This window comes from Pseudomonas sp. JQ36 (genome assembly GCF_053851495.1).
On the sequence record NZ_CM132642.1, the window covers coordinates 5,172,543 to 5,196,003 of the forward strand.

General features: G+C 59.7%; 25 protein-coding genes and 1 tRNA gene. 10 read left to right on the forward strand and 16 right to left on the reverse strand.

Translation table 11 applies throughout. The features are described 5' to 3' along the window. Nucleotides 1-7: 7 nt before the first annotated feature. The gene (locus ACS4NR_RS23360; protein ID WP_041071351.1) at nt 8-781 is read right to left on the reverse strand and encodes an ABC transporter ATP-binding protein; all 774 of its coding nucleotides are present in this window, start codon (nt 779-781) and stop codon (nt 8-10) included. Nucleotides 782-1,334: 553 nt separating this feature from the next. Between ACS4NR_RS23360 and gabP the strand changes: the two genes are divergently transcribed. Beyond that, nucleotides 1,335-2,726 (forward strand): GABA permease, encoded by a 1,392-nt coding sequence (gene gabP, locus ACS4NR_RS23365; RefSeq protein WP_253148834.1) that lies wholly within the window; start codon nt 1,335-1,337, stop codon nt 2,724-2,726. Between the two features lie 96 nt (nt 2,727-2,822). Here the strand turns inward: gabP and ACS4NR_RS23370 are convergent, their stop codons facing one another. From ACS4NR_RS23370 to ACS4NR_RS23385, 4 genes are read right to left on the reverse strand one after another with little or no spacing between them, the layout of a single operon-like run. Beyond that, the gene (locus ACS4NR_RS23370) at nt 2,823-2,990 is read right to left on the reverse strand and encodes a hypothetical protein (protein ID WP_456018457.1); all 168 of its coding nucleotides are present in this window, start codon (nt 2,988-2,990) and stop codon (nt 2,823-2,825) included. Between the two features lie 44 nt (nt 2,991-3,034). Then, nucleotides 3,035-3,487: a hypothetical protein gene (locus tag ACS4NR_RS23375; protein ID WP_003220723.1), complete on the reverse strand. Its 453-nt coding sequence runs from the start codon at nt 3,485-3,487 to the stop codon at nt 3,035-3,037. A 6-nt stretch (nt 3,488-3,493) separates the two neighbouring features. Continuing rightward, nucleotides 3,494-3,907, reverse strand: a complete 414-nt coding sequence (locus ACS4NR_RS23380; RefSeq protein ID WP_042608625.1) for a hypothetical protein — start codon at nt 3,905-3,907, stop codon at nt 3,494-3,496. Beyond that, nucleotides 3,798-4,886 (reverse strand): alpha/beta hydrolase family protein, encoded by a 1,089-nt coding sequence (locus tag ACS4NR_RS23385; RefSeq protein WP_456018458.1) that lies wholly within the window; start codon nt 4,884-4,886, stop codon nt 3,798-3,800. The genes ACS4NR_RS23380 and ACS4NR_RS23385 overlap by 110 nt, the downstream gene beginning before the upstream one ends. Nucleotides 4,887-5,151: 265 nt before the next feature. On the opposite strand from ACS4NR_RS23385, the gene ACS4NR_RS23390 reads away from it, so the two are divergent. Beyond that, the gene (locus tag ACS4NR_RS23390; RefSeq protein ID WP_253148824.1) at nt 5,152-5,601 is read left to right on the forward strand and encodes a carboxypeptidase regulatory-like domain-containing protein; all 450 of its coding nucleotides are present in this window, start codon (nt 5,152-5,154) and stop codon (nt 5,599-5,601) included. Nucleotides 5,602-5,676: 75 nt separating this feature from the next. Continuing rightward, nucleotides 5,677-5,958 carry a YceK/YidQ family lipoprotein gene (locus ACS4NR_RS23395; protein ID WP_095137954.1) on the forward strand — a complete coding sequence of 94 codons (282 nt, stop codon included), beginning with the start codon at nt 5,677-5,679 and terminating at the stop codon, nt 5,956-5,958. Between the two features lie 13 nt (nt 5,959-5,971). On the opposite strand, the gene ACS4NR_RS23400 is transcribed toward ACS4NR_RS23395, so the two are convergent. The 6 genes from ACS4NR_RS23400 to panM all read right to left on the reverse strand — a co-directional run bounded on the left by ACS4NR_RS23400 (nt 5,972) and on the right by panM (nt 10,706). Further along, nucleotides 5,972-6,319: a hypothetical protein gene (locus ACS4NR_RS23400; RefSeq protein ID WP_456018459.1), complete on the reverse strand. Its 348-nt coding sequence runs from the start codon at nt 6,317-6,319 to the stop codon at nt 5,972-5,974. Between the two features lie 166 nt (nt 6,320-6,485). Continuing rightward, a tRNA-Phe gene (locus tag ACS4NR_RS23405) sits at nt 6,486-6,561 on the reverse strand. A 103-nt stretch (nt 6,562-6,664) separates the two neighbouring features. Further along, the gene (locus tag ACS4NR_RS23410; RefSeq protein ID WP_007961706.1) at nt 6,665-6,937 is read right to left on the reverse strand and encodes an oxidative damage protection protein; all 273 of its coding nucleotides are present in this window, start codon (nt 6,935-6,937) and stop codon (nt 6,665-6,667) included. Then, a complete protein-coding gene (mutY, locus tag ACS4NR_RS23415) occupies nt 6,934-8,001 on the reverse strand; it encodes an A/G-specific adenine glycosylase (protein ID WP_456018460.1) in 1,068 nt (355 codons plus the stop codon). The genes ACS4NR_RS23410 and mutY overlap by 4 nt, the downstream gene beginning before the upstream one ends. Beyond that, entirely contained in the window at nt 7,998-10,223 is a 2,226-nt protein-coding gene (locus ACS4NR_RS23420) for an AsmA family protein (RefSeq protein WP_456018461.1), read from the reverse strand. The genes mutY and ACS4NR_RS23420 overlap by 4 nt, the downstream gene beginning before the upstream one ends. 78 nt (nt 10,224-10,301) lie before the next feature. Continuing rightward, nucleotides 10,302-10,706: an aspartate 1-decarboxylase autocleavage activator PanM gene (gene panM, locus ACS4NR_RS23425; RefSeq protein ID WP_456018462.1), complete on the reverse strand. Its 405-nt coding sequence runs from the start codon at nt 10,704-10,706 to the stop codon at nt 10,302-10,304. A 318-nt stretch (nt 10,707-11,024) separates the two neighbouring features. Here panM and ACS4NR_RS23430 point away from each other — a divergent pair, with 318 nt between their 5' ends. The 7 genes from ACS4NR_RS23430 to ACS4NR_RS23460 all read left to right on the forward strand — a co-directional run bounded on the left by ACS4NR_RS23430 (nt 11,025) and on the right by ACS4NR_RS23460 (nt 16,835). Next, nucleotides 11,025-12,689 carry an OFA family MFS transporter gene (locus ACS4NR_RS23430; protein ID WP_095137959.1) on the forward strand — a complete coding sequence of 555 codons (1,665 nt, stop codon included), beginning with the start codon at nt 11,025-11,027 and terminating at the stop codon, nt 12,687-12,689. A 264-nt stretch (nt 12,690-12,953) separates the two neighbouring features. Next, on the forward strand, nt 12,954-13,547 hold the full coding sequence (gene hisB / locus ACS4NR_RS23435) for an imidazoleglycerol-phosphate dehydratase HisB (RefSeq protein WP_007909204.1): 594 nt from the start codon (nt 12,954-12,956) through the stop codon (nt 13,545-13,547). Next, a complete protein-coding gene (gene hisH / locus ACS4NR_RS23440; RefSeq protein WP_443531808.1) occupies nt 13,547-14,185 on the forward strand; it encodes an imidazole glycerol phosphate synthase subunit HisH in 639 nt (212 codons plus the stop codon). The genes hisB and hisH overlap by 1 nt, the downstream gene beginning before the upstream one ends. Next, nucleotides 14,186-14,446, forward strand: a complete 261-nt coding sequence (locus tag ACS4NR_RS23445) for a DUF2164 domain-containing protein (protein WP_103368309.1) — start codon at nt 14,186-14,188, stop codon at nt 14,444-14,446. A gap of 42 nt (nt 14,447-14,488) precedes the next feature. After that, nucleotides 14,489-15,226: a 1-(5-phosphoribosyl)-5-[(5-phosphoribosylamino)methylideneamino]imidazole-4-carboxamide isomerase gene (hisA, locus tag ACS4NR_RS23450; RefSeq protein ID WP_095137961.1), complete on the forward strand. Its 738-nt coding sequence runs from the start codon at nt 14,489-14,491 to the stop codon at nt 15,224-15,226. A 9-nt stretch (nt 15,227-15,235) separates the two neighbouring features. Next, nucleotides 15,236-16,006, forward strand: a complete 771-nt coding sequence (gene hisF, locus ACS4NR_RS23455) for an imidazole glycerol phosphate synthase subunit HisF (protein WP_007909211.1) — start codon at nt 15,236-15,238, stop codon at nt 16,004-16,006. 73 nt (nt 16,007-16,079) lie between these two features. Beyond that, nucleotides 16,080-16,835, forward strand: a complete 756-nt coding sequence (locus ACS4NR_RS23460; protein ID WP_096796692.1) for a substrate-binding periplasmic protein — start codon at nt 16,080-16,082, stop codon at nt 16,833-16,835. Here the strand turns inward: ACS4NR_RS23460 and ACS4NR_RS23465 are convergent. From ACS4NR_RS23465 to ACS4NR_RS23485, 5 genes are all read right to left on the reverse strand, one after another. Continuing rightward, entirely contained in the window at nt 16,816-18,120 is a 1,305-nt protein-coding gene (locus ACS4NR_RS23465) for a Vps62-related protein (RefSeq protein WP_456018463.1), read from the reverse strand. The genes ACS4NR_RS23460 and ACS4NR_RS23465 overlap by 20 nt on opposite strands. Nucleotides 18,121-18,326: 206 nt before the next feature. Further along, complete coding sequence (locus ACS4NR_RS23470) at nt 18,327-19,805, reverse strand: trypsin-like peptidase domain-containing protein (RefSeq protein WP_456018464.1); 1,479 nt, start codon at nt 19,803-19,805, stop codon at nt 18,327-18,329. A gap of 131 nt (nt 19,806-19,936) precedes the next feature. Then, the gene (locus ACS4NR_RS23475; protein ID WP_456018465.1) at nt 19,937-20,713 is read right to left on the reverse strand and encodes a divergent polysaccharide deacetylase family protein; all 777 of its coding nucleotides are present in this window, start codon (nt 20,711-20,713) and stop codon (nt 19,937-19,939) included. Between the two features lie 2 nt (nt 20,714-20,715). Continuing rightward, a complete protein-coding gene (locus tag ACS4NR_RS23480) occupies nt 20,716-22,035 on the reverse strand; it encodes a S41 family peptidase (RefSeq protein ID WP_027611261.1) in 1,320 nt (439 codons plus the stop codon). 31 nt (nt 22,036-22,066) lie between these two features. Continuing rightward, the gene (locus ACS4NR_RS23485; protein ID WP_027611262.1) at nt 22,067-23,353 is read right to left on the reverse strand and encodes a murein hydrolase activator EnvC family protein; all 1,287 of its coding nucleotides are present in this window, start codon (nt 23,351-23,353) and stop codon (nt 22,067-22,069) included. Between the last annotated feature and the right edge of the window lie 108 nt (nt 23,354-23,461).

Below are 23,461 nucleotides of genomic sequence, written 5' to 3' on the forward strand. Positions count from 1 at the left end.
TGCTCCGTTAGCGGTTGCTGGACATGAATTGTTTGCAGCGCGCCGAAAGCGGGTTTTCGAACACCTGCTGAGGCGATCCTTGCTCTTCCACCAGCCCTTGGTGGAGGAACACCACTTCGCTGGAGACCTGACGGGCAAAGCCCATTTCGTGGGTCACCAACAGCATGGTGCGGCCTTCTTCGGCCAGTGCGCGGATGACACTAAGTACTTCCTGAACCATTTCCGGGTCAAGCGCGGAGGTGGGCTCGTCGAACAGAATCACCTTCGGCTGCATCGCCAGCGTGCGGGCAATCGCCGCGCGTTGTTGCTGACCACCGGACAGTTGCGACGGGTAGGCGTGGCGCTTGTCGGCGATGCCGACCTTGGCCAGCAGCGCTTCGGCGACTTCGATCGCCTCGGCCTTGCTCTGGCCGAGCACGCGGCGCGGGGCTTCGATGATGTTGTCGAGCACGCTCATGTGCGGCCACAGATTAAAGTTTTGAAATACAAAACCTATCTCGGAACGCAGGCGGTTGATCTGTTTGCCATCAGCGGCAACCAGTTCGCCATTCTTGGCGGGCTTGAGCTTGAGTTCTTCACCGGCCACCAGAATCTGACCCTGGTGCGGGTTTTCCAACAGGTTGATGCAACGCAGGAACGTGGACTTGCCGGAACCGGAGGAACCGAGGATCGAGATCACATCGCCGTCGCGGGCGGTCAGCGAGATACCTTTGAGCACCTCAAGCTGTCCGTAGCGTTTGTGCAAGTTGCGGATTTCAAGCGCGGGCGTGGCCTCAGCCATGTGCGTTCCTCATATATGTTGCGCTCCTGCTGTTGGCGGGCCTTCCTGGCGAGGCGGCCAAGCTAGCATAGCGTTTCAATGGCAGCCAACAGCGCTACGAGCGGTAAGCGGATGGCGTGTGGCAGGTTGTCGCATCGGCACAGCAGACTGTCGCCCCATCAACAACCGAACGGGTGTTTGATCGTGCAAACCCGTGGGCGTCGCGTAAAAAAAGGCGCGATGTTGCCAGCTTTGGCGGGGTGTTGGAAGCGCTATCCGGCCGAACGTTCCTGAATCGCCCTTTTATTGTGCATCCCACACTTTTTCAGTGTGTTTCTGGTGCGCTGAATCGTCTGAAAAGTGAGTCGCAGGGTAACGCTCTGGCGAATTGCCATTCATTCCAATGACTTGCGATGACTGTCCGGTCTCGCTGAAAACCGCGGCCCAGAAGAGTTTGAAACATTTTGGCGCATTTATTGCGTGCAGAATCTGGAACGCCCTGTTGGTTTCTTTTTACGAGAAGGAAATACCAGACAGGACGGACGCAATCGCTTTCCTCGCAAAGGTAGTTCCGATGAGCAGTACCCCAAGCTCCAATGGCCTCGAACAGGGGCTCAAACCGCGTCATGTGACCATGTTGTCGATCGCCGGTGTTATCGGCGCCGGTCTGTTCGTTGGCTCCGGCCACGCGATCGCTGCCGCCGGCCCTGCCGTGCTGCTGGCCTACGCCGCCGCCGGTACCCTGGTGGTGCTGGTGATGCGCATGCTCGGTGAGATGGCTGTCGCCTCGCCCGACACCGGCTCGTTCTCGACATACGCCGACCGTGCCATCGGGCACTGGGCCGGCTTCACCATCGGCTGGTTGTACTGGTGGTTCTGGGTATTGGTGATTCCACTGGAAGCCAACGCCGCCGCGACCATCCTCCATGCCTGGTTCCCAGGGATCGAGATCTGGGCGTTTGCACTGATCATCACCATGCTGCTGACGGTCACCAACCTGTTCAGCGTGAAAAACTACGGTGAATTCGAATTCTGGTTTGCTCTGATCAAAGTCCTGGCGATCATCGGCTTCATCGCGCTGGGTCTTGCGGCCGTTTTCGGCTTCCTGCCGACCAGCCAGGTCAGCGGTGTTTCGCACCTGTTTGATTCCGGCGGCTTCCTGCCAAACGGCATGGGCGCGGTACTGGGTGCAATCCTGACCACCATGTTCTCGTTCATGGGTACCGAGATCGTGACCATCGCGGCCGCGGAGTCGAAGAACCCGGGCAAGCAGATTTCCAAGGCCACCAACTCGGTGATCTGGCGGATCGGCCTGTTCTACCTCGTATCTATCTTCATCGTTGTGGCCCTGGTGCCGTGGAACGATCCTGCGCTGGCCAGCCTCGGTTCCTACCAGACCGTGCTTGAGCGCATGGGCATTCCGAACGCGAAAATGATCGTCGACATCGTGGTTCTGGTCGCGGTAACCAGCTGCCTGAACTCGGCGCTGTACACCTCGTCGCGCATGCTGTTCTCCCTCGGCAAGCGCGGTGACGCACCGGCGATGTCGACCCGGGTCAACAAAAGCGGTACGCCTTACTGGGCAGTCATGCTGTCGACCGGCGCGGCGTTCCTCTGCACCTTCGCCAACTACGTGGCCCCGGCTGCCGTGTTCGAGTTCCTGCTGGCCAGCTCCGGGGCCATCGCGCTGCTGGTGTACCTGGTGATCGCGTTCTCGCAACTGCGCATGCGCAAACAACGCATGGCCCGCGGCGAGAAAATCGTCTTCAGCATGTGGCTGTTCCCGGGCCTGACCTACGCGGTGATCATCTTCATCGTCGCGGCCCTGACCATCATGCTGTTCCAGGAAGCCCATCGCGTGGAAATCCTCGCAACCGGCCTGCTGAGCCTCATGGTCGTTGCCGCCGGCCTGCTGGTGGCACGCCGTCGCAAGCTGGAAAACCGTGGTGCGGTGGTGTTGAACTGATCCGCAACGCGTAATGCAAAACGGCCGCTGTCAGTGATGACGAGCGGCCGTTTTTGTTTGTGCTGCCGGTGGCGAAACATCGCCACATATCCGTAATCAGCTTTGTTCTCGCAAGAACATAAAGTCTGAGCTGCCTTTCTCTTCGTCGAACCATTCATCCCAAGTTGCTTCCTTGGGAGTTTTAACAGTTTTGCTTTGGAGGGTCGCAGCTGAGTCTTCTGATTTCGGCAATTGTCCATCCTTGCATGAAGCTGTCTTCTTCACCTGACCTCCTTTTTTGATCGTGCGTGAATGTCAGGTGCAAAAAGTTACTCGGCTTTGGGGGCGCTGTCCTCCAGCGACTTGCCGTAAGTATCCAGCGCAATTCCGAAATCGGTGATGAACTGTGGCTCGGTCAGCCAGGCCTGGGCGGTTTCGATGTCCATGCCGTCGGCCCACATGCGGTAGTCGATCAGCATGTCGGCGGCCAGGTGAGTGGCGGCCATGCCTTCGTTCTCGGCGTTTTCCATGTCCAGCAGTTCTGGATGGTCAACGATGATGAACGCCAGTTCGCGTAGCAGGGTCAGCAGCATTTCGTTGCGGCTGACGGCTTCGGCGTCGCGCATTTTGCTGAACATCGCCAGGGTGTATTCCGGGATCGGCTCGTCCAGATGCCCGAGGTTGTCGTCCTGGTCCAGCGGCTTACGGCCGACCATGCGGATGTGCTTGGCTTTGGCCTTGGCGCGTTTGGCGCGTTTCTGTTGCTTGTTCAGGGATGCCATGGGAACTCAGTTTTTCTGTTGGGTTTGTGCGGCAATCGCGTCGGACGCCGCCACATAGTCGGCCTGGAAGGCCGGGGATTCGATCCACGCCAGAGCGCCGGCTTCGTCGGTTTCCTGCGACCACTGGCGATACTCGATCAGCGCGGCAAGGATGAAGTCCATCGCGCCTTCTTCGCCTTCCTGCTCGTAAACCAGCTCCAGCAGCGGGTCTTCGAGGAATGCGGTGCACATGGCTTGCTGGCTGATCTTCTCGGCGTCGATCATTTTCTTGAACAGCTCGGTCAGGTCCACCGACTCGAAGTCGATGCGGTCATCGTTCGGGTCCAGTTCGACCGGCGCCTCGGCGCGTTTGGTGCGGTTCTGCTTGGCCTTGGTCTTGGCCCGGGCGGCGCGTTTTTGCTGCTTGTTGGCGGAGGCCATGGTGTGTTCCGTCGTGCGTTGAAAGGGCTCGGCTGCGTGCCACTGGCCGCCCGGGTGTGGCGGGGGCCAGCTTGCCGGTTTGCAGCCAGGTCAGAGCGATGGGCCATAGTGTGGCTTGGTATGCGCTACGAAAAAAGGCGAAATGTCCGACTTGTTGTTCGCCGATGTCTTGTGGCGCGATGCGCAAGTGGGTTTTGTGCGCATGGCTGAAGTAGCCGAGCAGGCGTTCGATGGCCGGGATCGTGCCATAAGGGTCGTCGCTGATGCTGATCGCCAAGGTCTTTGCGCGGACATTGGCGAAGGGCAAGCGACCGCTGGCCTTAAGCAGTCGGCGGCCACTGGGACGCTGCTCGTAGCGCGCGGCAGGCGTGCTCCAGTCGCGTACGACGCCTGTTGGCGTGTCCTCCAGCCAGCCGAGGCGTTTGCCCGGGAAGTAGCCACAGAGCCGCGTCAGCAGCGGCATCAGCAAATGCCATTGACCAAACATGCGCCAGCGCTGTGCCGGCGCATAGTCGCGCCAGTAAGCGAACTGCGCGCCGACCGTCACCAGCCGACGAATGACCTGCCCGGACTCGCCGAGCCCAGCCGCGCAACCGCCGAAGCTGTGGCCGACCACATCAATCGGCTGGCCGGGGAATTCCCGTTGCGCGCGTTTGAGCATCGCTTCGAAATCCAGCGCGCCCCAGTCGGTCCATGAGGCCTCAAGGCCTTTCAGGGTGGCCGGGCGCGATTCGCCGATGCCTCGGTAGTTGTAGGTGATCACGTCGAAGCCGTTGGCGAACAGGTAATCGGCGAAGCGCGAATAGTGTTGGCAGAGTACCGAGGTGGCAGCGTTGATGATGACCACCGGGCGTTGCGGGTCAGGCAGGGTGTGCCGCCAGGTGAAGCCTCCAAGGACAAAGTCGTCGGCCGCGGCCTCATGGAAGGGCTCATTGACGATAACGGCGCTGTGGGTGAGCGCAGTGCTGCATGAGTTCATAAGGACTCGGTCTTTGCGGGATCTCCTGAGCATGAGCTTCATCAAGGCGTAAATGCAACGATTCGGAACGCGCTGCGTTCCAGATCCGAAGGCAGTGCGCTTTCGAGAATTCGTGACGCACTGCGTCACAAAATCAATGCAGTCCTGCCGGCGTAGTCCATTTCGGACACAGGCCAAGTTCCAATCATTCTAAAACACGTGCTTCCCTGGCCGGATCAAATAAGGAGTAACGATTGGGCTCTACAAGAGCCCGGGAGTTGTCATCATGAAACGCGTTCTTTCATTCCTGCTTCCCATCGCGGCGGTGGCTGCATTGGTCTTTCCGGCGATGTTGCAGGCGGCCAACCTCGACCCGATCGACAGTGCCGGTGTGCAAGTTCAGCAACAACAGCAAAACGGCATCAATTACCTGTCCGGCGGGATCGGTCTGGACGAGTCAAAAGCCATTCAACAATCCACCGGTTATAACCTGCACATGACGTTCGCGGTGGGCGCGCAAGACCAGTACACCGCTGATGTCGATGTGATGATTGAAAAGTCGCCGGGGCAAACCGTGCTGACCCTCACCCAAACGGGTCCGCTGGTGTACGTGCAACTGCCACCCGGTAAGTACACCGTGGTCGCCACGCGCAACGGCGAAACACGGCGTGACGTGACAGACGTTGGCAGCGGCACTGCGCGCAATCTGGTGTTCCACTGGAATGACGCTGGATAACGTTGGGTGTATTGAAGAATCGAGGCGCGGGTACAATCCCGCGCCTTATGTTTTGTGATGCAAGGAAGTACTGGTTTGAAAGGGATTTTGCGTATTGGCTCAGTGATGAGCCTGGTTTTGCTGCTGGCCGGTTGTGGAACGATGATGGGGCGCCTGAATGGTGATTCAGCAGAGCCGTACTACAAAGGTGTCGACGGCAACCTGCACTTGCTTGGCGTGAGAGGGGGCGACGGCATGCCCTCAGCGGTCATCTGCTACATGATGATCGTTTGCCCGCTGATTACCGTGGTATCGCTGCCGGTAGACGCTGCGCTCGACACGGTTTTGTTGCCGGTCGACTACGTCAACACCCTCTGAGGCCGGTCTTCATTTAGCGCGTACGCTTGGCCTTCTGCTTGTCACTGGGCTCTTGCGCCATTCGGTGAATCCATAATCCGATCCAGCCGACGGCTATCAGGAATAACGTGCCGACGCACTGCGACACGATCTCGAACCAGAACATTCGGGGTTGCAGCGCGAGGGTGTAGGTATGGCGTGGGCCCGATCGGTTCCAGGTGGTGATGGAGCCGCTGATCAAGCTGTGGACGATCAGGTAAATCGACGCACCGATGAGGAAGGCGATCAGTACGCCGACCAGCACCGTCAGCCAGAATGCCACCCGGCTCTGACGATAGGGTGGCGGATGGGGCAGGGGGACGCGGGTTCTTTTCTGGTTCATCGAGCGGATGACCCTCTTCCTTAAGGTGCGGCCAAAGTAGCGCGGATCGCCTTTGTTCGAAACCCGTCGCGCATTTGCGCAGCCCGGAAAAAAGGATCAAGAGAGCCGCCATCAAATCGCAGGCATAAAAAAACCCTGAATCTTGCGATTCAGGGTTTTCGGTATTTGGTGCCCAGAGACGGAATCGAACCGCCGACACGGGGATTTTCAATCCCCTGCTCTACCGACTGAGCTATCTGGGCAACGGGGCGCATTAAAAGGGTTTTTCGGATTTACGTCAACGACTTTTTTAAAATTTCTTAAATTAATTCCGTCGCTTACGATCCGCCCCCCGATTTTGCGGGTTTACTCAGCAGGCGGAACGTAGCCTTCAGCCTTGGCGTAATCCTCGCCGGAGAAGTACTTGTCCATTTCGCCCTGCAGATATTTGCGGTCTTCGGCATTCATCATGTTCAGACGCTTTTCGTTGATCAGCAGGGTCTGGTGTTTCTGCCAGTCAGCCCAGGCCTTGGCCGAGACGTGGTCAAAAATATCCTGACCTTTGGCGCCCGGGAAAGGAGCGCGGTCCAGCGCGGGCAGTTCTTCTTTGTACTTGCGGCACATGATGGTGCGGGTCATGACGACTCTCCTGCGTTCAATACGGCGGCCGCGCGTTCGAGCAAGGTTTTGACCGGGGCGGCAAGGCCCAGGCGCGGCGGGGTGGCGAGGTTATACCAGAGCCAGTCGGCCTCGGCCATGTGGTGACCGGCCTCCCGCACCTGAACCAGCCAGGGTTCGATGGACAGCTGGAAGTGGCTGAAGGTGTGGACGAGGCTTGGCAGCGCTTGCTGCTCGCCCATGGTCAGCGAGTGCTGATCGGCCAGATGCTGCAGGTCGTCGAGATCGTCGAGTTCCGGCAGGCTCCATAAGCCGCCCCACAGCCCTGTGGACGGGCGGCGATAAAGCAGAATCGCGCCTTCGCCATTGGCCAGCAGCGGCATCAGCGTGCGTTTTTGCGGGATCGCCTTGCGCGGTTTGGGGATCGGGTAGCGTGTCTCCAGGCCGAGCATGTGCGCCTCGCAGCCCTTTTCCAGCGGACACAGCAGGCAGCTCGGTTTGCTCCGCGTACACAGCGTGGCACCGAGATCCATCATCGCCTGGGTGTAGGCGTTGACCCGATCGTGCGGCGTGAAACGCTCTGCGTTGGCCCACAGCTGTTTGGCGACCTTCGGTTCACCCGGGTAACCCTCTTGCGCAGTGAAACGCGCGAGAACGCGTTTGACGTTGCCATCGAGGATCGGTGCGCGCAGGCCCATGCTGATGCTGGCGATGGCCCCCGCGGTGGACAGGCCGATACCCGGCAGATCCGTCAGTTTTTCGACGTCCCGCGGAAATTCGCCGCCGTACTGGCTGACGACGATCTTCGCGGTCTTCTGCAGATTGCGCGCGCGGGTGTAGTAACCCAGTCCGGTCCACAGGTGCAGCACTTCGTCCTCCGGCGCTTCGGCCAGGGCTTGCACCGTTGGCAACGCGGCCATGAAGCGGTCGAAGTAATTGAGCACGGTGCTGACCTGGGTCTGCTGCAACATGATCTCCGACACCCACACCCGATACGGGTTGATGTCTTGCTGCCAAGGCAAATCGTGGCGGCCGTGGCGGTCGAACCATTCCAGCACCGCCGTGGAAAACTGCTCCGCTCTCATCGCTTGAACAGCCCCTTCAATGCGTTTTTCAATTCCGGGCTGACCTTGTCGCCGAGTTTTTCATCGATCTTCTCGCTGAGTTTGTTACCGGCCATTTTGGTCGCGACCTGGCCGAGACGTTCGTTATCCACACGGCAGGCCTTGGCGCCCAGCTCCAGCGGGCCACGGCAACGCAGCGGCCACTCGATGCCGACGAATTTCTCGCCGACCTGACAGGCCGGATCCGGCATCGCGCTGGTGTCGCCTTCGACGATGATGCCGACGCGGTAATCCATGCCCAGTACCCGCAGGTCGATGTCGCCATCGCCGTTGACGGTCATGCCCGGGATGCGCACTTTCAGGTCCGGGTTGCTGGCGATACCGTTGCGCAAGGTCAGGTTGCCCTTGAGTTCCTGGAACGGCGTGTCCTTGCCCCGTGGCTCGCCGCTGAGGGTTTTGCGGTTGAGGGTGGCGATGCCTTTGCACAGTTGCTGTTCAAGGTTGGCGTTGAGCAGCACGCCGTTGTTGATCACGAAACTGGCGTTGCCGTTGAGGGTTTCAATCAGCGCCTGCTGGCTGTTGCCGCTGCCGGTGAGGCTGCTGGTCAGTGTGACCAGGCCTTTGACCGGCGGATTCTTGCCTTGGCTTTCGAGGATTTTCTCGGCCGGTACGCGGTTGATCCTGGTTTGCAGGTTCAGCACCGGCGCACTCGGGCGTACGTCGAGGGTGCCCTTGGCTTCGAAGTCGCCGTTGTACAGGCCACCACGCAGATTTTCCAACGTCAGCAGGCCGCCCTGGCCGGTGGCTTTGAGCGCGGCGTTCTGGATCGGCAGTTTGTCGAGGGTCAGTTGGCCGAAGGTCAGGTCGGCATCGACGTCGAGTTTGGCCAGGCGCTCGACCGGCAGCAGGCGCTCGGTGCTCCAGGCGCTTTTGCTTGGTTTGTCCGGCAACGGTGTGCTGCCGGCGCCGGCCATGGCATCGGCTTCGGTGCTGGCGACTTCGGCCTGGCGCACTTGCGTGGCGTTATTGGCTTTTTCCGACTTCGGCGGCAGGTAGCGGTCGACGTCGAAGGTGTCGGCCTTGAGGATCGCGCGCAGCGACTGCTTGGCGAAATCTTCCACGGCAATGCGCCCGCTGAAGCTGCTGTCGTCGAGTTTCAGGTTGATGTTGTCGAAGGCGACGCTGGTGGGCGTGGCGGCCACGCGGCTGACCAGTTCGACTTTGCTCAGGCTGCCGGGCGCCATGGCTGGCAGCGTTTGGCCGATGCTGTCGACAAATTTCGCCAGATCGAACTGGGCGATCGAGATTCCGCCAGTGATCTGCGGGGTCTTGTCGAGGTCGTTGGCCTTCAGCTCACCGAGCGCGCGCAATTGGTTGGCGGAGATCTTGATCCCGGTCCATTCGGCGACGTTCGCCGCCTTGTCCAGCAAGATCTGCCCTTGGGCGGAGAAGGTCATGGCCTTGCCCTGCAGCGGATCGCCGGTCAGTTCGCCGGACAATTTCATGTCTTCGAACTTGTAGCGCTGCAAGGCGCGCTCGATGCGCAGCTCGCCGTTGAGTTCGGTACGCACCCGCAGCACAGGCTGATTGGTGCTGAGGAACGCCGTGGCTTTCAGCGGAATGTTGGTCGAATCGTGTACCGCACCGGTGCTCAGCTGGATGCTTTCGGCGCTGTACTGCTTGCCGGTCTGCTCGTCGTTGTATTCAACGCGGGCGTTGTTGACGGTCAGGCTGTCGATGTCGAGGCGGATCGGCTGCGGCGGTTTTTCCGGCTGGGCGGCGGCCTCTGCTGCAGGTGCGCTGGCGGGTGCCGAGCTGCCGGCAGGTGCAGCGGCTGTCGGCAGCTTGCCAATGTCTTCCCAGTTGCCGTGGCCGTTCTTGTCGCGTTTGAGGCGCAGGTTCAGGCCTTCGACGCGCACATCGCTCATCTGCACTTCGCGGCGCAACAGAGGCAACACGCGCACGGACAGTCCAAGCATCTGCAGGTCGGCATACGGTTCAGTCGGATTGATCAGAGTGGCGACGCTGGCCTCGTGCAGTTCCAGGCCGAGCCACGGGAACAGGCTCCAGCCGATATCGCCATTGAGCGTCAGCTCGATGTGGGCCTTGTCGCGGGCTATCTGGCGAATCTCGTCTTTGTAGTCGTTGGGATCAAACAGGTGGGTCAGGGCGAAGCCCGCCGCCACAATGATCAGCAACAGCCCGAGAAGTACCAGACCCAGGATTTTGCCGAACGCTTTCATGGGCGAGTCCTTGTAGTTAGTCGAATTCGTAATTTAGCCGGGGAGTATAGCGCTGCATCCGCCCGGTTCGGGGCGCTGTCATGTCGCGATGACGTCCAGCGGCAATTGCAATCTGGCGGCCAGCGCCTGGGTTTCAAGGTGTCCGGCCGGTGCCAGCAGGCGCAGTTGGGCACCCGCTTGCGACGCCATTTTCTGTGCTTGGTTCACCAATCGCTCGGCTACCCCACGGCGCCGGGTGACTTTTCGTACACACAAATGTGACAAGTACCAAACCTTGTCGTGCCGTGTCAGCCGTGCTGCACCGAGCAGGCGATCGTTGAAACGTCCTGCAATCAAAGCGCTGTCAGCCAGGCTGCTTTCGATCAGTTGAGCGTCCCCGGAATACGGTGCGAACAGCCATTGCGGAGCGTCACGATAGATTTTTTGCAGATCCTGTTGATCCTGGTAACTGGCGTCTTCAAGCATTTGAACGGTGACAGGCATTGGTGCCTCCTCAAAAGTGCCCCCTGTAGGCGCTGTCGCAGGCGGCGATCTTTTGATTTTGCCTTTCAAAACAAGGTCAAAAAATCGCAGCGTTCCGCAGCTCCTGCACGGGACTGGATCAGATGACATGAAAAAGGTGATATCAGTTTGGTTTTTCTGTCACGTGCAAATGGTAACCTTCGCCGGTTCGTCCGTCCTTCTGCGACTTAACGTCGCGCCTTCAAGGAGCTTCACCCGAAAAAACGGTCATGCCTGCGTGCATAAAGGCCGAGGGTGAGCAGTGGCTGGCGAACCATACTAATAATTGGGGGATACACAATGAGCACGAGCATCACGGCGGACGGCCTTCGCGCCGACCAGCCTGCGTTCCTGTCCAAGGAACGCATCATCGCCAAGCCCGGTTTCAACCGTTGGCTGGTTCCACCGGCCGCTCTGGCCATCCACCTGTGCATCGGCATGGCCTATGGCTTCTCGGTGTTCTGGTTGCCGTTGTCCAAGGCGCTGGGCGTCACTGCACCAGTGGCTTGCGCACCGGACATGAGCTTCATCGCTCAGATCTTCTCTTCGCAATGCGACTGGCCGATCTCCATGCTCGGCTGGATCTACACCCTGTTCTTCATCTTCCTCGGCTGCTCCGCAGCGATCTGGGGTGGCTGGCTGGAACACGCCGGGCCACGCAAGGCCGGTGTGGTATCGGCGCTGTGCTGGTGCGGCGGTCTGCTGATTTCGGCACTGGGGATTTATACCCACCAGATCTGGCTGATGTGGATCGGCTCTGGCGTGATCGGTGGTATCGGTCTGGGCCTGGGCTATATCTCGCCGGTATCGACCCTGATCAAGTGGTTCCCGGACAAGCGCGGCATGGCGACCGGCATGGCGATCATGGGTTTCGGTGGCGGCGCGATGGTCGGTGCACCGTTGGCGACTGCGCTGATGAGCCACTTCGCTTCGCCTGCCGGTGTCGGCGTCTGGCAGAGCTTCGTGGCCATGGCCGCGATCTACTTCGTATTCATGATCGGTGGCGCCCTGGCTTACCGCGTGCCGCCAACCGGCTGGAAGCCTGAAGGCTGGACTGCTCCGGCGAAGAAAGCCTCGAACGCGATGATCACCCACCGTCACGTGCACGTGAATGTGGCGTGGAAAACGCCACAGTTCCGTCTGGTGTGGCTGGTGCTGTGCCTGAACGTATCGGCCGGTATCGGCATCCTCGGCATGGCTTCGCCATTGCTGCAGGAAGTGTTCGGCGGCAAGCTGTTGGGCGTTGACGTGCCGTTCGGTCAACTGGACGCCGGGCAACTGGCTTCGATCGCCGCGATCGCTGCCGGCTTCACCGGTCTGCTGAGCCTGTTCAACATCGGTGGCCGCTTCTTCTGGGCCTCGTTCTCGGACTACCTGGGTCGCAAAAACACCTACTTCGTGTTCTTCGCCCTCGGTTTTGCCCTGTACGCACTGATCCCGAACATGGGCCATCTGGGCAACGTTGCGCTGTTCGTGGCGGCGTTCTGCATCATTCTGTCGATGTACGGCGGCGGTTTTGCGACCGTTCCGGCGTATCTGGCCGACCTGTTCGGTACGCAGATGGTTGGCGCGATCCACGGTCGCCTGCTGACTGCCTGGGCTGCGGCCGGGGTGCTCGGTCCGGTGTTGGTGAACTACCTGCGTGAGTATCAGTTGAGCATCGGCGTTGAACGCGCTGCCGCTTACGACATCACTCTGTACATCCTCGCCGGCCTGCTGGTGCTGGGTTTCCTGTGCAACCTGATGGTGCGCCCGGTGGCCGACAAGTACTTCATGACCGACGCCGAACTGGCCGCCGAACAGGCGCTGGGCCACGACAAAGGTGCTGATGCGAGCACCGTGCTGGAGTGGAAAGCCGCACCGGGCAGCAAGCCGCTGGCAATCGCCGCGTGGCTGGTGGTGGGTATTCCGTTGGCGTGGGGTGTGTGGGTGACCCTGCAGAAGACGGCGGTACTGTTTCACTAAACAAAACGTAGTACCCCTGTAGGAGTGAGCCCTGCTCGCGATAGCGGTCTGACAGTCACGGAAATGTTGGCTGTCACGCCCTCATCGCGAGCAGGCTCACTCCTACAGTTGTTTTCGGGGTGCCTGTAATGGCTTGTATGGACATGTCTACCCGCGACAGCCGGGCGTTCTGTCCGTCAGCCATCTCACGTCGCGTGTTTCTGTTTCGGCCCCGCGTGCCTATAATGGCTGCCTTTTTCGCCCAATGATTTTGCGGAGCTGGTGATGGCCGAACGTAAGGCGTCTGTCGAGCGCGACACTCTGGAAACCCAGATCAAAGCCTCGATCAACCTTGATGGCACCGGAAAGGCCCGATTCGATATCGGTGTTCCTTTTCTTGAGCACATGCTGGATCAGATCGCCCGTCACGGGTTGATCGACCTGGATATTGAATGCAAGGGCGATCTGCATATCGACGACCACCATACCGTGGAAGACGTCGGTATCACCCTCGGCCAGGCCTTCGCCAAAGCCATCGGCGACAAGAAAGGCATCCGTCGCTACGGCCACGCCTACGTGCCGCTCGATGAAGCGCTGTCGCGCGTGGTGATCGACTTCTCCGGCCGTCCAGGCCTGCAGATGCACGTGCCGTACACCCGCGCCACCGTGGGCGGCTTCGACGTCGACCTGTTCCAGGAATTCTTCCAGGGTTTCGTCAACCACGCCTTGGTCAGCCTGCACATCGACAACCTGCGTGGCACCAACACCCACCACCAGATTGAAACCGTGTTCAAGGCTTTCGGCCGCGCGCTGCGCATGGCCGTCGAGCTGGATGAGCGCATGGCCGGGCAAATGCCATCGACCAAAGGCGTTCTGTAATGCAGACGGTTGCAGTTATCGACTACGGCATGGGCAACCTGCACTCGGTGGCCAAGGCCCTCGAGCACGTTGGCGCCGGCAAGGTGCTGATCACCAGCGATGCCGACGTGATCCGCGAAGCCGACCGTGTGGTATTCCCCGGCGTAGGTGCGATTCGCGATTGCATGGCGGAGATCCGTCGCCTCGGGTTCGACTCGCTGGTGCGTGAAGTCAGCCAGGATCGTCCGTTTCTCGGCATCTGTGTCGGCATGCAAGCCCTGCTCGACAGCAGCGAAGAGAACGACGGCGTCGACTGCATCGGCCTGTTCCCGGGCGCGGTGAAGTTCTTCGGCAAAGACCTGCATGAAGAGGGCGAGCACCTGAAAGTCCCGCACATGGGCTGGAACGAGGTGAAGCAGAAGGTCAGTCACCCGCTGTGGCACGACATTCCGGACATGGCGCGTTTCTACTTCGTGCACAGCTATTACATCGCCGCTGCCAACGCGCGGCAGGTGGTCGGTAGCGGTCATTACGGGGTCGATTTCGCTGCAGCGCTGGCCGAAGGCTCGCGTTTCGCCGTGCAGTTTCACCCGGAGAAGAGCCATACCCATGGCCTGCAATTGCTGCAGAACTTCGCCGCGTGGGACGGTCGCTGGTAAATGGTTGCCAAGAAGTCCAAGCCGCCGATCCTGACCCTCACTCCCGAACAGGAGAGCGAGGCCAACCGCAAGATCCAGCGGTTCATGGAGGATCGGTTCGAACTCGACCTGGGTTCGTTCGAGGCGGCGGAAATTCTTGAGCTGTTTACCCGCGAAATTGCTCCGCACTATTACAACAGGGCGATTTTCGATGTGCAGACCCACCTCAAAGAGCGGTTTGAAAGCATCGAAAGCGACCTGTGGGCGCTCGAGAAGAACTGATTTCCGAGCCAAGCTGAACATTCAAATTTGAAGGTTTGCCAGATGCTGATTATTCCCGCTATCGATCTTAAAGACGGTGCCTGCGTACGTCTGCGCCAGGGCCGCATGGAAGATTCCACAGTGTTCTCCGATGACCCGGTGAGCATGGCTGCCAAGTGGGTGGAGGGCGGTTGCCGTCGTCTGCATCTGGTCGATCTGAACGGCGCATTCGAAGGTCAGCCGGTCAACGGTGAAGTGGTTACCGCGATCGCCAAGCGCTACCCGAACCTGCCGATCCAGATCGGCGGCGGTATCCGCTCGCTGGAAACCATCGAGCACTACGTCAAGGCGGGCGTGAGCTACGTGATCATCGGCACCAAAGCTGTTAAAGATCCGGCGTTCGTCGCTGAAGCCTGCCGCGCGTTCCCGGGTAAGATCATTGTCGGTCTGGACGCCAAAGACGGGTTTGTCGCCACCGATGGCTGGGCTGAAATCAGCACCGTGCAGGTCATCGACCTGGCCAAGCAGTTTGAAGCCGACGGCGTATCGTCGATCGTTTATACCGACATCGCCAAAGACGGCATGATGCAGGGCTGCAACGTACCGTTCACCGCTGCGCTGGCTGCAGCGACGAAGATCCCGGTGATCGCGTCCGGCGGTATCCACAATCTGGGGGACATCAAGTCGCTGCTCGACGCCAAGGCGCCGGGCATCATCGGTGCAATCACTGGCCGGGCGATCTACGAAGGCACCCTCGACGTCGCCGAAGCGCAAGCTTTCTGCGATTCGTACCAAGGCTGAGGACTGACCATGGCGCTGGCCAAACGCATTATCCCTTGCCTGGACGTGGACAACGGCCGGGTCGTCAAAGGTGTGAAGTTCGAGAACATCCGCGATGCCGGCGACCCGGTGGAAATCGCCCGTCGTTATGACGAGCAGGGTGCCGACGAGATTACCTTTCTCGACATCACCGCCAGCGTCGATGGTCGCGACACCACACTGCATACTGTCGAGCGCATGGCCAGCCAGGTGTTCATTCCACTGACCGTCGGCGGCGGCGTGCGCACCGTGCAGGACATTCGCAACCTGCTCAACGCCGGTGCGGACAAGGTATCGATCAACACCGCTGCCGTGTTCAACCCGGAATTCGTTGGCGAAGCGGCGCAGCATTTCGGCTCGCAGTGCATCGTCGTCGCCATCGACGCGAAGAAAGTCTCCGGCCCGGGCGAAACCCCGCGCTGGGAGATCTTCACCCACGGCGGGCGCAAGCCGACCGGTCTCGACGCGGTCGAGTGGGCGAAGAAAATGGAAGGCCTCGGTGCCGGCGAGATCCTGCTGACCAGCATGGATCAGGACGGCATGAAAAACGGCTTCGACCTCGGCGTGACCCGCGCGATCAGCGATGCGCTGGGCATTCCGGTGATCGCTTCCGGCGGCGTCGGCAACCTGCAGCACCTGGCCGACGGCATCCTCGAAGGCCACGCCAGTGCGGTGCTGGCGGCGAGTATTTTCCACTTCGGCGAATACACCGTGCAGGAAGCGAAAGCGTATATGGCCAAACGCGGCATCGTGATGCGCTAAACCGTACAGGCCAGTGGACAGCATGGCGTACCCAAGGCACTCTTGGGCACGCCATGGATTCCGGTAGCCCGACATGATCAAACGCCTGCTTCTTGTTCTCGCCAGTGCCTCTGTGTTGTTGCTCAACACGGCGCGGGCCGAAAACAGTCCCGACACCGATCTGGTGCTCCTCACCGAAAACTTTCCGCCCTACAACATGGCGAAAGACGGCAAGAACTTCGCCAAGGGCGAGAACATCAACGGCATTGCCGCCGACATCGTGCGCGAAATGTTCAAGCGCGCCGGGCTCACCTACAGCCTGACGCTGCGCTTCCCCTGGGAACGGGTCTACAAACTGGCGCTGGAAAACCCGGGTTACGGCGCCTTCGTGATGGCCCGCCTGCCGGATCGCGAAAAACTCTTCAAATGGGTCGGCCCGATCGGTCCGGACGATTGGATCATGTTGGCCAGGGCCGACAGCAAGATCACCCTCGACACCCTCAACGATGCACGCAAATACAAGATCGGCGCCTACAAGGGCGACGCGATTGCCGAGACGCTGACCAAGCAGGGTTTGAAACCCACGGTCGTGCTGCGCGATCAGGACAACGCGAAAAAACTGGTCAACGGCCAGATCGACCTGTGGGCCACGGGTGATCCTGCCGGGCGTTATCTGGCGCGGCAGGACGGGGTCACCGGGCTCAAGACCGTGTTGCGCTTCAACAGCGCCGAGTTATATCTGGCGCTGAACAAGGACGTGTCGGATGCAACGGTCGCCAGGCTGCAGGCGGCGCTGGATCAGATGCGCAAGGACGGGGTTGTCGACGAGATCATGGGGCGCTATCTGTAGCCGTCGGCAACGACTGGTCCGCTGCATCGTGGGTGCATTCTTGCGGCGGATACTGCAGCAGATTCAGGTTTTCGTTCTGGGTGTAAGCCAGATTGATCCCCGCCTGCGAGCCGTCAGCACGACGCAGCTCGTAGAAACTCTCCAGCTGATAAACCGCGACGAATTTGCCTTTGCCGGCCATCGCGATCACATGGGTAACAAATGGAGTCTGCCAACCACTGGTTGACGTCTCGCTGTGAGTGAACTGGCTGTCCAGTCTTGCCGAGAATGGGAGTGACGGAGGAGCGTCTGCCTTCGATGCCCACGGACTCACAAAACTGATCGCGGTAAGTTGAGTGAACAGACGCAACGTCTTCGGATTCTGCAGCCGCTGCGCAGTCCACTTGAAAGCCCGTGCCTCCTCGCCCGTGTTATGTCCGCTCCCCACCAAATAGTACTGGTCGGTTCTTTCCAGGCGATAAAACGGCGTGGTGCGTAATTGCTCAATTGGCGACAAGTCATCCTTGACCACGAACCATGGCAGCTTGATGACCTGGGAGAGCGTGGCCGCGCCTTTGGTTTCTGGGGCTTGCGCTGCGGAGAGCGTCGGCAGCTGTGGTGATGACTGGATCAGCGGCGCGATCTGCATCCGTAGTGAATAGGCACCGACATTGCCCTCTGGCCGGTTGAAACTGCTTGTCGCAACAAACGTACCTGGCGCGAAATGAATCTCTCCCGGCGGCGCATTCGTCGGTGTGACGCTCCAGGCGCTGAAACTCTGTCTGGCACCGCTGCCCCTGTCATTCCAGATCAGTTCGCCAACGTCCGAGGCGATCACCAGATCGGCGCGTACACAGCGAACCGCGTTGAGTGAAGGTTTTTCGTGATCATTGGAGCAGACCGCCCCCATGGCCACATAACCTTGCGGGGCGATCGGTCGCCATACGGCCCCGTCTTTCTTCGAGCCTGAGCCGGAATCTTTCCAGATCAGCTCGAAATCGTCCGGGCGCCTTAATGCCGGGCCCATGGCCGGATCTGCACTGGGTGCATCGCCTTCGCAAACCACAGCTACCACGGTGCTGCCGTTAATGTTGTCGTGCCCGGCGACGAACACGTCGCCGAGCGGGAAATAGCCCGGCAATACATCCGGAGCCGGAGTCGGGCGCCAGAAGGCTGCGGGTTTAGCCCGTGAGCCGGTGCTGTCCCAGATCCGGTGAAATTCCGTGGTGAAATGGATCAGCAGATTGTCGTGTCTGATCGGTTCGATTTGCCCGGATGGCGCTGCGGCCTGGTCATGAATGGTCATGGTCACTCCTGATAGTTGAACGGCGACTCAAGGGAGTCGCGACCCTTTGCAGGTTTCACTATCGGTATTCGCATCCGGCCTCTGGCGGTAACTATGTATGACGTCGTGACCAGTTATTTCCAAAAAACCGTTCCTTGCCATTGGCAGCCTTGCGCTCCTGTTTTGACTATTGATGCAGAAGCACAAGGCCAACGTCACTGATCAGCTCAGGGGGCGCTGTTTTTGAGCGCCTCCCAATCCAGGATGTATTCCTTCAATTCTGAGCGCTGATTGTTGGGGTCGACAGCGTAAACGCAGAGCTTGAGGGGGAAGTTGCTTTCCGGGCGTAGCCAATTGGAGGTCACATGCCTATAACCCTGCGGGTCTTCGCAACTGACTTTTTCAGCAAGGCCGCCTTTTACCTCGTATCGATCAAGGCCCTCGTTCCTGCGCTCTGGCCAAAGAATCTGCGCTCTGTTTATTTCTTTGTTAAACGAAGTCTCTATGGTCGGAACAGGCGTCGGGCCCGCATCAATCAGATAAGTGGGAACAGTCACAGCATTTCGATAAGTGCCTGCCGGTAATATGTCCTCAGTACTGTTTGTGGCGATGATACAAAGGTTGTTAAGCCCGGTTTCAGGTCCCATTGGAATATTTAACTGGGTGGGAGTAGTGCCAGTATTGATCGGCTGGCTGTAGCCTTGCGGAACTTCGCAGTCGACCGGGTCAGACGTCCGTTTGGTCCGGATAAACCGGGTGCTGGCGGTTATTTCGAAGTTCCATTCTGGATAAACGTAGTTGCCCTGAGCGCTTACGCTGATCTTTGCATGCGTTGGCAGTTGGGCGGGCAGTCTGATAGAGGCAGCCGGAAATAATTCGCACACCTGCGGATCCGTATTGAGTTTGCCATCGATAAAGCAATTGTTGAAAACCGAGGTCGGGCTGCCGTAACTGCCGCTCGGCATCTGACCGTATCCAGGCAGTGGCGTCAGATGGTGAGCCAAGGTCCCAAGGACGCCATAGACCTCGTTGTTCGCTCGAACGATGACCGGACTGCCCGAGCTTCCGGAAGCAATATCTTTGCATTGGTTGCTGACGGTATGCCGCCAAACCCAGGGCTTTTCGAAAATCGCCGGGGAGGGCATGTGGGTGCAAGCTGACATTTGTAATGGAGAACCAACGGGTTTGTGCACAATCAGAATGTCGCTATCTTCTGCCGGCGCCTGCCGGGCCAGTTTCATGGGCTTGATGCCCTGTGCCAGAAGTTCGCCCTGTGACACTCCAAGCTCCAACAGAGCCAGGTCGACACCCTGAATACTGCTCCAGGCTACGTTCTTCAGAGGAACAGTCCAGGAGGCAGAAGTCGTATCGATGAAGTCATTGAAGGTAATGGTGGCTTCGATAGGGTCATCTATTCGCATGACCCCGTTTTCCTTGCCCACGCAGTGCGCACTGGTCAGTGCATAGGCGGAATCGGACGGGCGAGAGCTGTTTGTGTCGATCAGGAAGGCGGTGCAGGAGCCATGCTCGCGGCTTTTGTACTCGCCGACTCCCATCCAGTGGTTATTTTCGCCATTTTTGTTAGTCAGGTATTGCGACGGTGAGAAGTTCTCAGCGCCCTTGCCGTAATCGACGGGGCTGGAACAGGCAGGAAGTGAGAATAAAGTCAGTAATAAAAAGCTTGGGTGAATATATTTCAAGTTCATGGCCAGTCCTTGGCTAATATAGGGGTGCAAGACTGGCGCAGAATAAGACAGTTAGGTTTGAGTCGGTTCCATAAGTTATTGCTACTTGTTTTTGGTTGTAGGGGCTTATGAAAATTTAATGACTTGATAGTTTAACGATAAATACCATTTTTCCCGTGTGCAGCTGTCGCCTTGTTACTGCGCACACTGATCATCTGCTTGATATCGATCCACTCGATGCCTTGGGCCTTGAGTTTGGGCAATTCACGTTCCAGCACCGCCAGCGTCTGCGGGTAAGGGTGGCCGATCATCACCGCCGAACCCTGCTTGCGCGCCAGGCTGATCGCCGTCTGTAGCTGGGTGAAGATGGCGGCTTCGGTGCGCTCGTCATCGAGGAAAACATCCCGCGAAACACTCGCCAGATCGATCTTCTGGGCCTGCTGCGCCGCCACGGTCTGCGCGCTGGTGCGGCTGTCGACGAAGAACTTGTGCCGGCGCTGCAACTCACCCATCAGCCACGCCATCGCCACGGGCTGGGCGGTCATGCGGCTGCCCATGTGGTTGTTGATGCCGGCGGTGTAGGGGACCATTTTGAACGCGGCGTCGAGGCGCTTTTGCAGCTCTTCGAGCGGCAGTTCGGGGTGCCAGGCGTACGGACCGGTGGCCGGGTCCATGGGCATATGCAGGATCACGATCTTGCCGGCGCGATGGGCTTCGCGGGCGAATTCGGTGGCGTGCGGGGTGTCGGGCATGACCGCCGTGGTCACCGGGCCGGGCAGGGCCAGCACACGGCGATCCCGGGGCAGGTTCTGCCCCAGGTCGTCGATGATCAGCGTCAGGTAGGCTTTTGGCGGTGGCGTCCTGGCGGGTTCTGCGTGAGCAGCACCCGCCAGACAGCACAGCAGGACGAAGAGCAAACGCAACGACATCCTCAACGGCCGGACGTGATGCTCAAGCCCTTAAGCAGGCTCAGGGCCTGGGCCAACTGGTAATCGTCATCCTGCGGCATGGCCTTGGCCTTGGTGCCGGAACCGGTCGGCTTGTCCGCGCCGCCGTTGCCGTTGCCCAGGTGGCCTTGCAGGTCGGCTTCCTTGAAGTAGTCGCCGTCCGCTTCGTTGGTGATCTTGGCCTTGCGCACTTCGATGTCCGGGACGATGCCCTGCGCCTGGATCGAGCGGCCGTTCGGCGTGAAGTACAGCGCCGTGGTGATCTTCAGCGCGCGGTCGTTGTTCAGCGGCAGCACGGTCTGCACCGAGCCTTTGCCGAAACTGGTGGTGCCCATGACCACGGCGCGTTTCTGATCCTGCAAGGCGCCGGCGACGATTTCCGAAGCCGAGGCGCTGCCACCGTTGATCAGCACGACCATCGGCACCGCTTCGCTTTCGTCCTTGCCGGTGGCGGAGAAGCGCAGTTCGGAGTTGGCGATCCGGCCTTTGGTGTAGACGATCAGGCCTTTCTTGATGAAGTGGTCGACCACTTCCACTGCCGCCTGCAACACGCCGCCCGGGTTGTTGCGCAGGTCGAGGATGATGCCGTTGAGTTTCTTGCCGTTGTCCTTGCGCAACTTGGCCAGAGCCTTGGAGACCTCTTCGCCGGTCTTGACCTGGAACTGGGTGATGCGGATGTAGCCATAGCCCGATTCCAGCAGCTGCGCCTTGACGCTTTTCACTTGAATCACGGCGCGGGCCAGAGTCACGTCGAACGGCGTGCCGCCGTCGCGCACCAGGGTCAGGGTGATCTTCTGGCCGATCTTGCCGCGCATCTTGTCCACGGCTTCGGTCATGGTCTGGCCGCGAGTTGGCGCACCGTTGATCTTGACGATGAAGTCACCGGCCTGGATGCCGGCCTTCGATGCTGGCGTGTCATCGATCGGCGACACGACTTTGATGAAGCCGTCTTCGGAGCCGACTTCGATGCCCAGGCCGCCGAATTCGCCGCTGGTGCTTTCCTGCAGTTCGGTGAAGTCTTCAGGACCGAGATAGGCGGAGTGCGGATCGAGGTTGCTGAGCATGCCCTTAATCGCGTTTTCCAGCAGAGTCTTGTCATCCACCGGCTCGACATACGCCGCCTTGATCCGGTCCATGACCTCGGCAAAGGTGCGCAACTCTTCCAGCGGCAACGGTGCCTTGGCGGTCGCGGCAGTGCCTGCCGGGGCGACGGCCGGGGCCGGTTGAGCGGCGAACGCCAGAGGCGCGCCGATCACCAGGGCGATCGTCAGGGCCAGCGAGGTAAGGCGGGACAAATGCAGCATGTCGAACGAACTCCTGAATTAGGCGACGCGCTTATCCTTGCGCGTGACACCATTGCGCCGGATCACTCGGGTGACCCTGCTGACGAATTGCGAAATACAGTGCTGGTGTGTCCTGACCGCCACTGTTACCCACAGTGGAGATCGACTCACCGGCTTTTACCACGTCGCCGGCCGACTTGAGCAGCGTCTGGTTGTGACCGTAAAGACTCAGATAACCATTGCCGTGATCAAGGATCACCAGCAGACCGGCGCCACGCAGCCAGTCGGCGAACACCACGCGCCCGCCGTGCACGGCATGCACCTGGCTGCCGGCGGCGGCGCTGATCATCACGCCATCCCACTTGGTGCGAGCATCGTCGCCACGGCTTTCACCGAAGCGTGCCAGCAATCGACCATCAACCGGCCACGGAAGTTTTCCCCGTGTTGCAGCAAAAGGGCCACCGAAGGTCTCGCCGCTGCTGGACACCAGTGCGCCGGGGGTTGATTTGACGGGTTTTCGTGGGGCGTCGCTGTTGTCAGCCTGCGCCTCACGCAAACGCTTTTTTTCCGCTTCCTGCTGGGCGATCAGCGCTTTCTGCCGCGCTTCTTCTGCCTCACGGGCCTGACGGGCCAAGGTTTCTTCAATGGTTTTAAGGACTTTAGACAGGTCTGCCTGATCCTGCTCGCGGGCGGCCAGTTTCTGGTCGCGGGCTTTCACGTCATCGTTGAGCTTGGCGAGAACCTGCTGGCGTTCCTTGCGGACCTTTTCCAGTTCGTCGCGCTGGGTGTCGAGGCTGCTTTTCTGTACCAGCAATTGCGCCTGCTGCATGGCGATGTCTTTTTCGACATTGGCCAGTTGGCGCAGGGTTTCGTTGAAGTTCTTCAACTGCTCCAGGCGGGCCTGGCTCAGGTAATCGTAATAGGTGAGGGTGCGGGCGAACTTCTCGGGATTCTGCTGGTTGAGCAGCAGCTTGAGGTATTCCTGACGGCCGTTCTGGTAGGCCGCGCGGGCCTGGATGGCGATCAGTCGCTGCTGTTCAGTGCGCGCGCTCTGGAGTTTTTTTTTCTCCGCATCGAGCCGCTGCAGCTCGGATTCGCTTTTCTTCAGCTCTTTCTGCAGGGCATCGACCTGCTTCTCGAGCTTGCCCATCTCGGTTTCAGTGCCCTTGAGCTCTTTCTGCACACCGGATTTTTCTTCCTGCAGCTTGCCCAGCAGCTTTTTCAGCTCGGCAATGTCCTGACGCGTGGCATCCAGCTGCTGTTGGGTTTGCGCGCGCTCGTCAGCGAAGGCCGGTTGGAGCAGGCAGGTCAGAGCGAGGGCGATCAGGACGCGGAGCATAGAGGCGGGCGGCACCAGGGTAATGGACGGCCTAGTATGCCCGCCCGGGGCTGCAAAAAAAACGCCCAATTGGGCTTGTGTGATAACTGGCTGGAGATGCAGCATCAA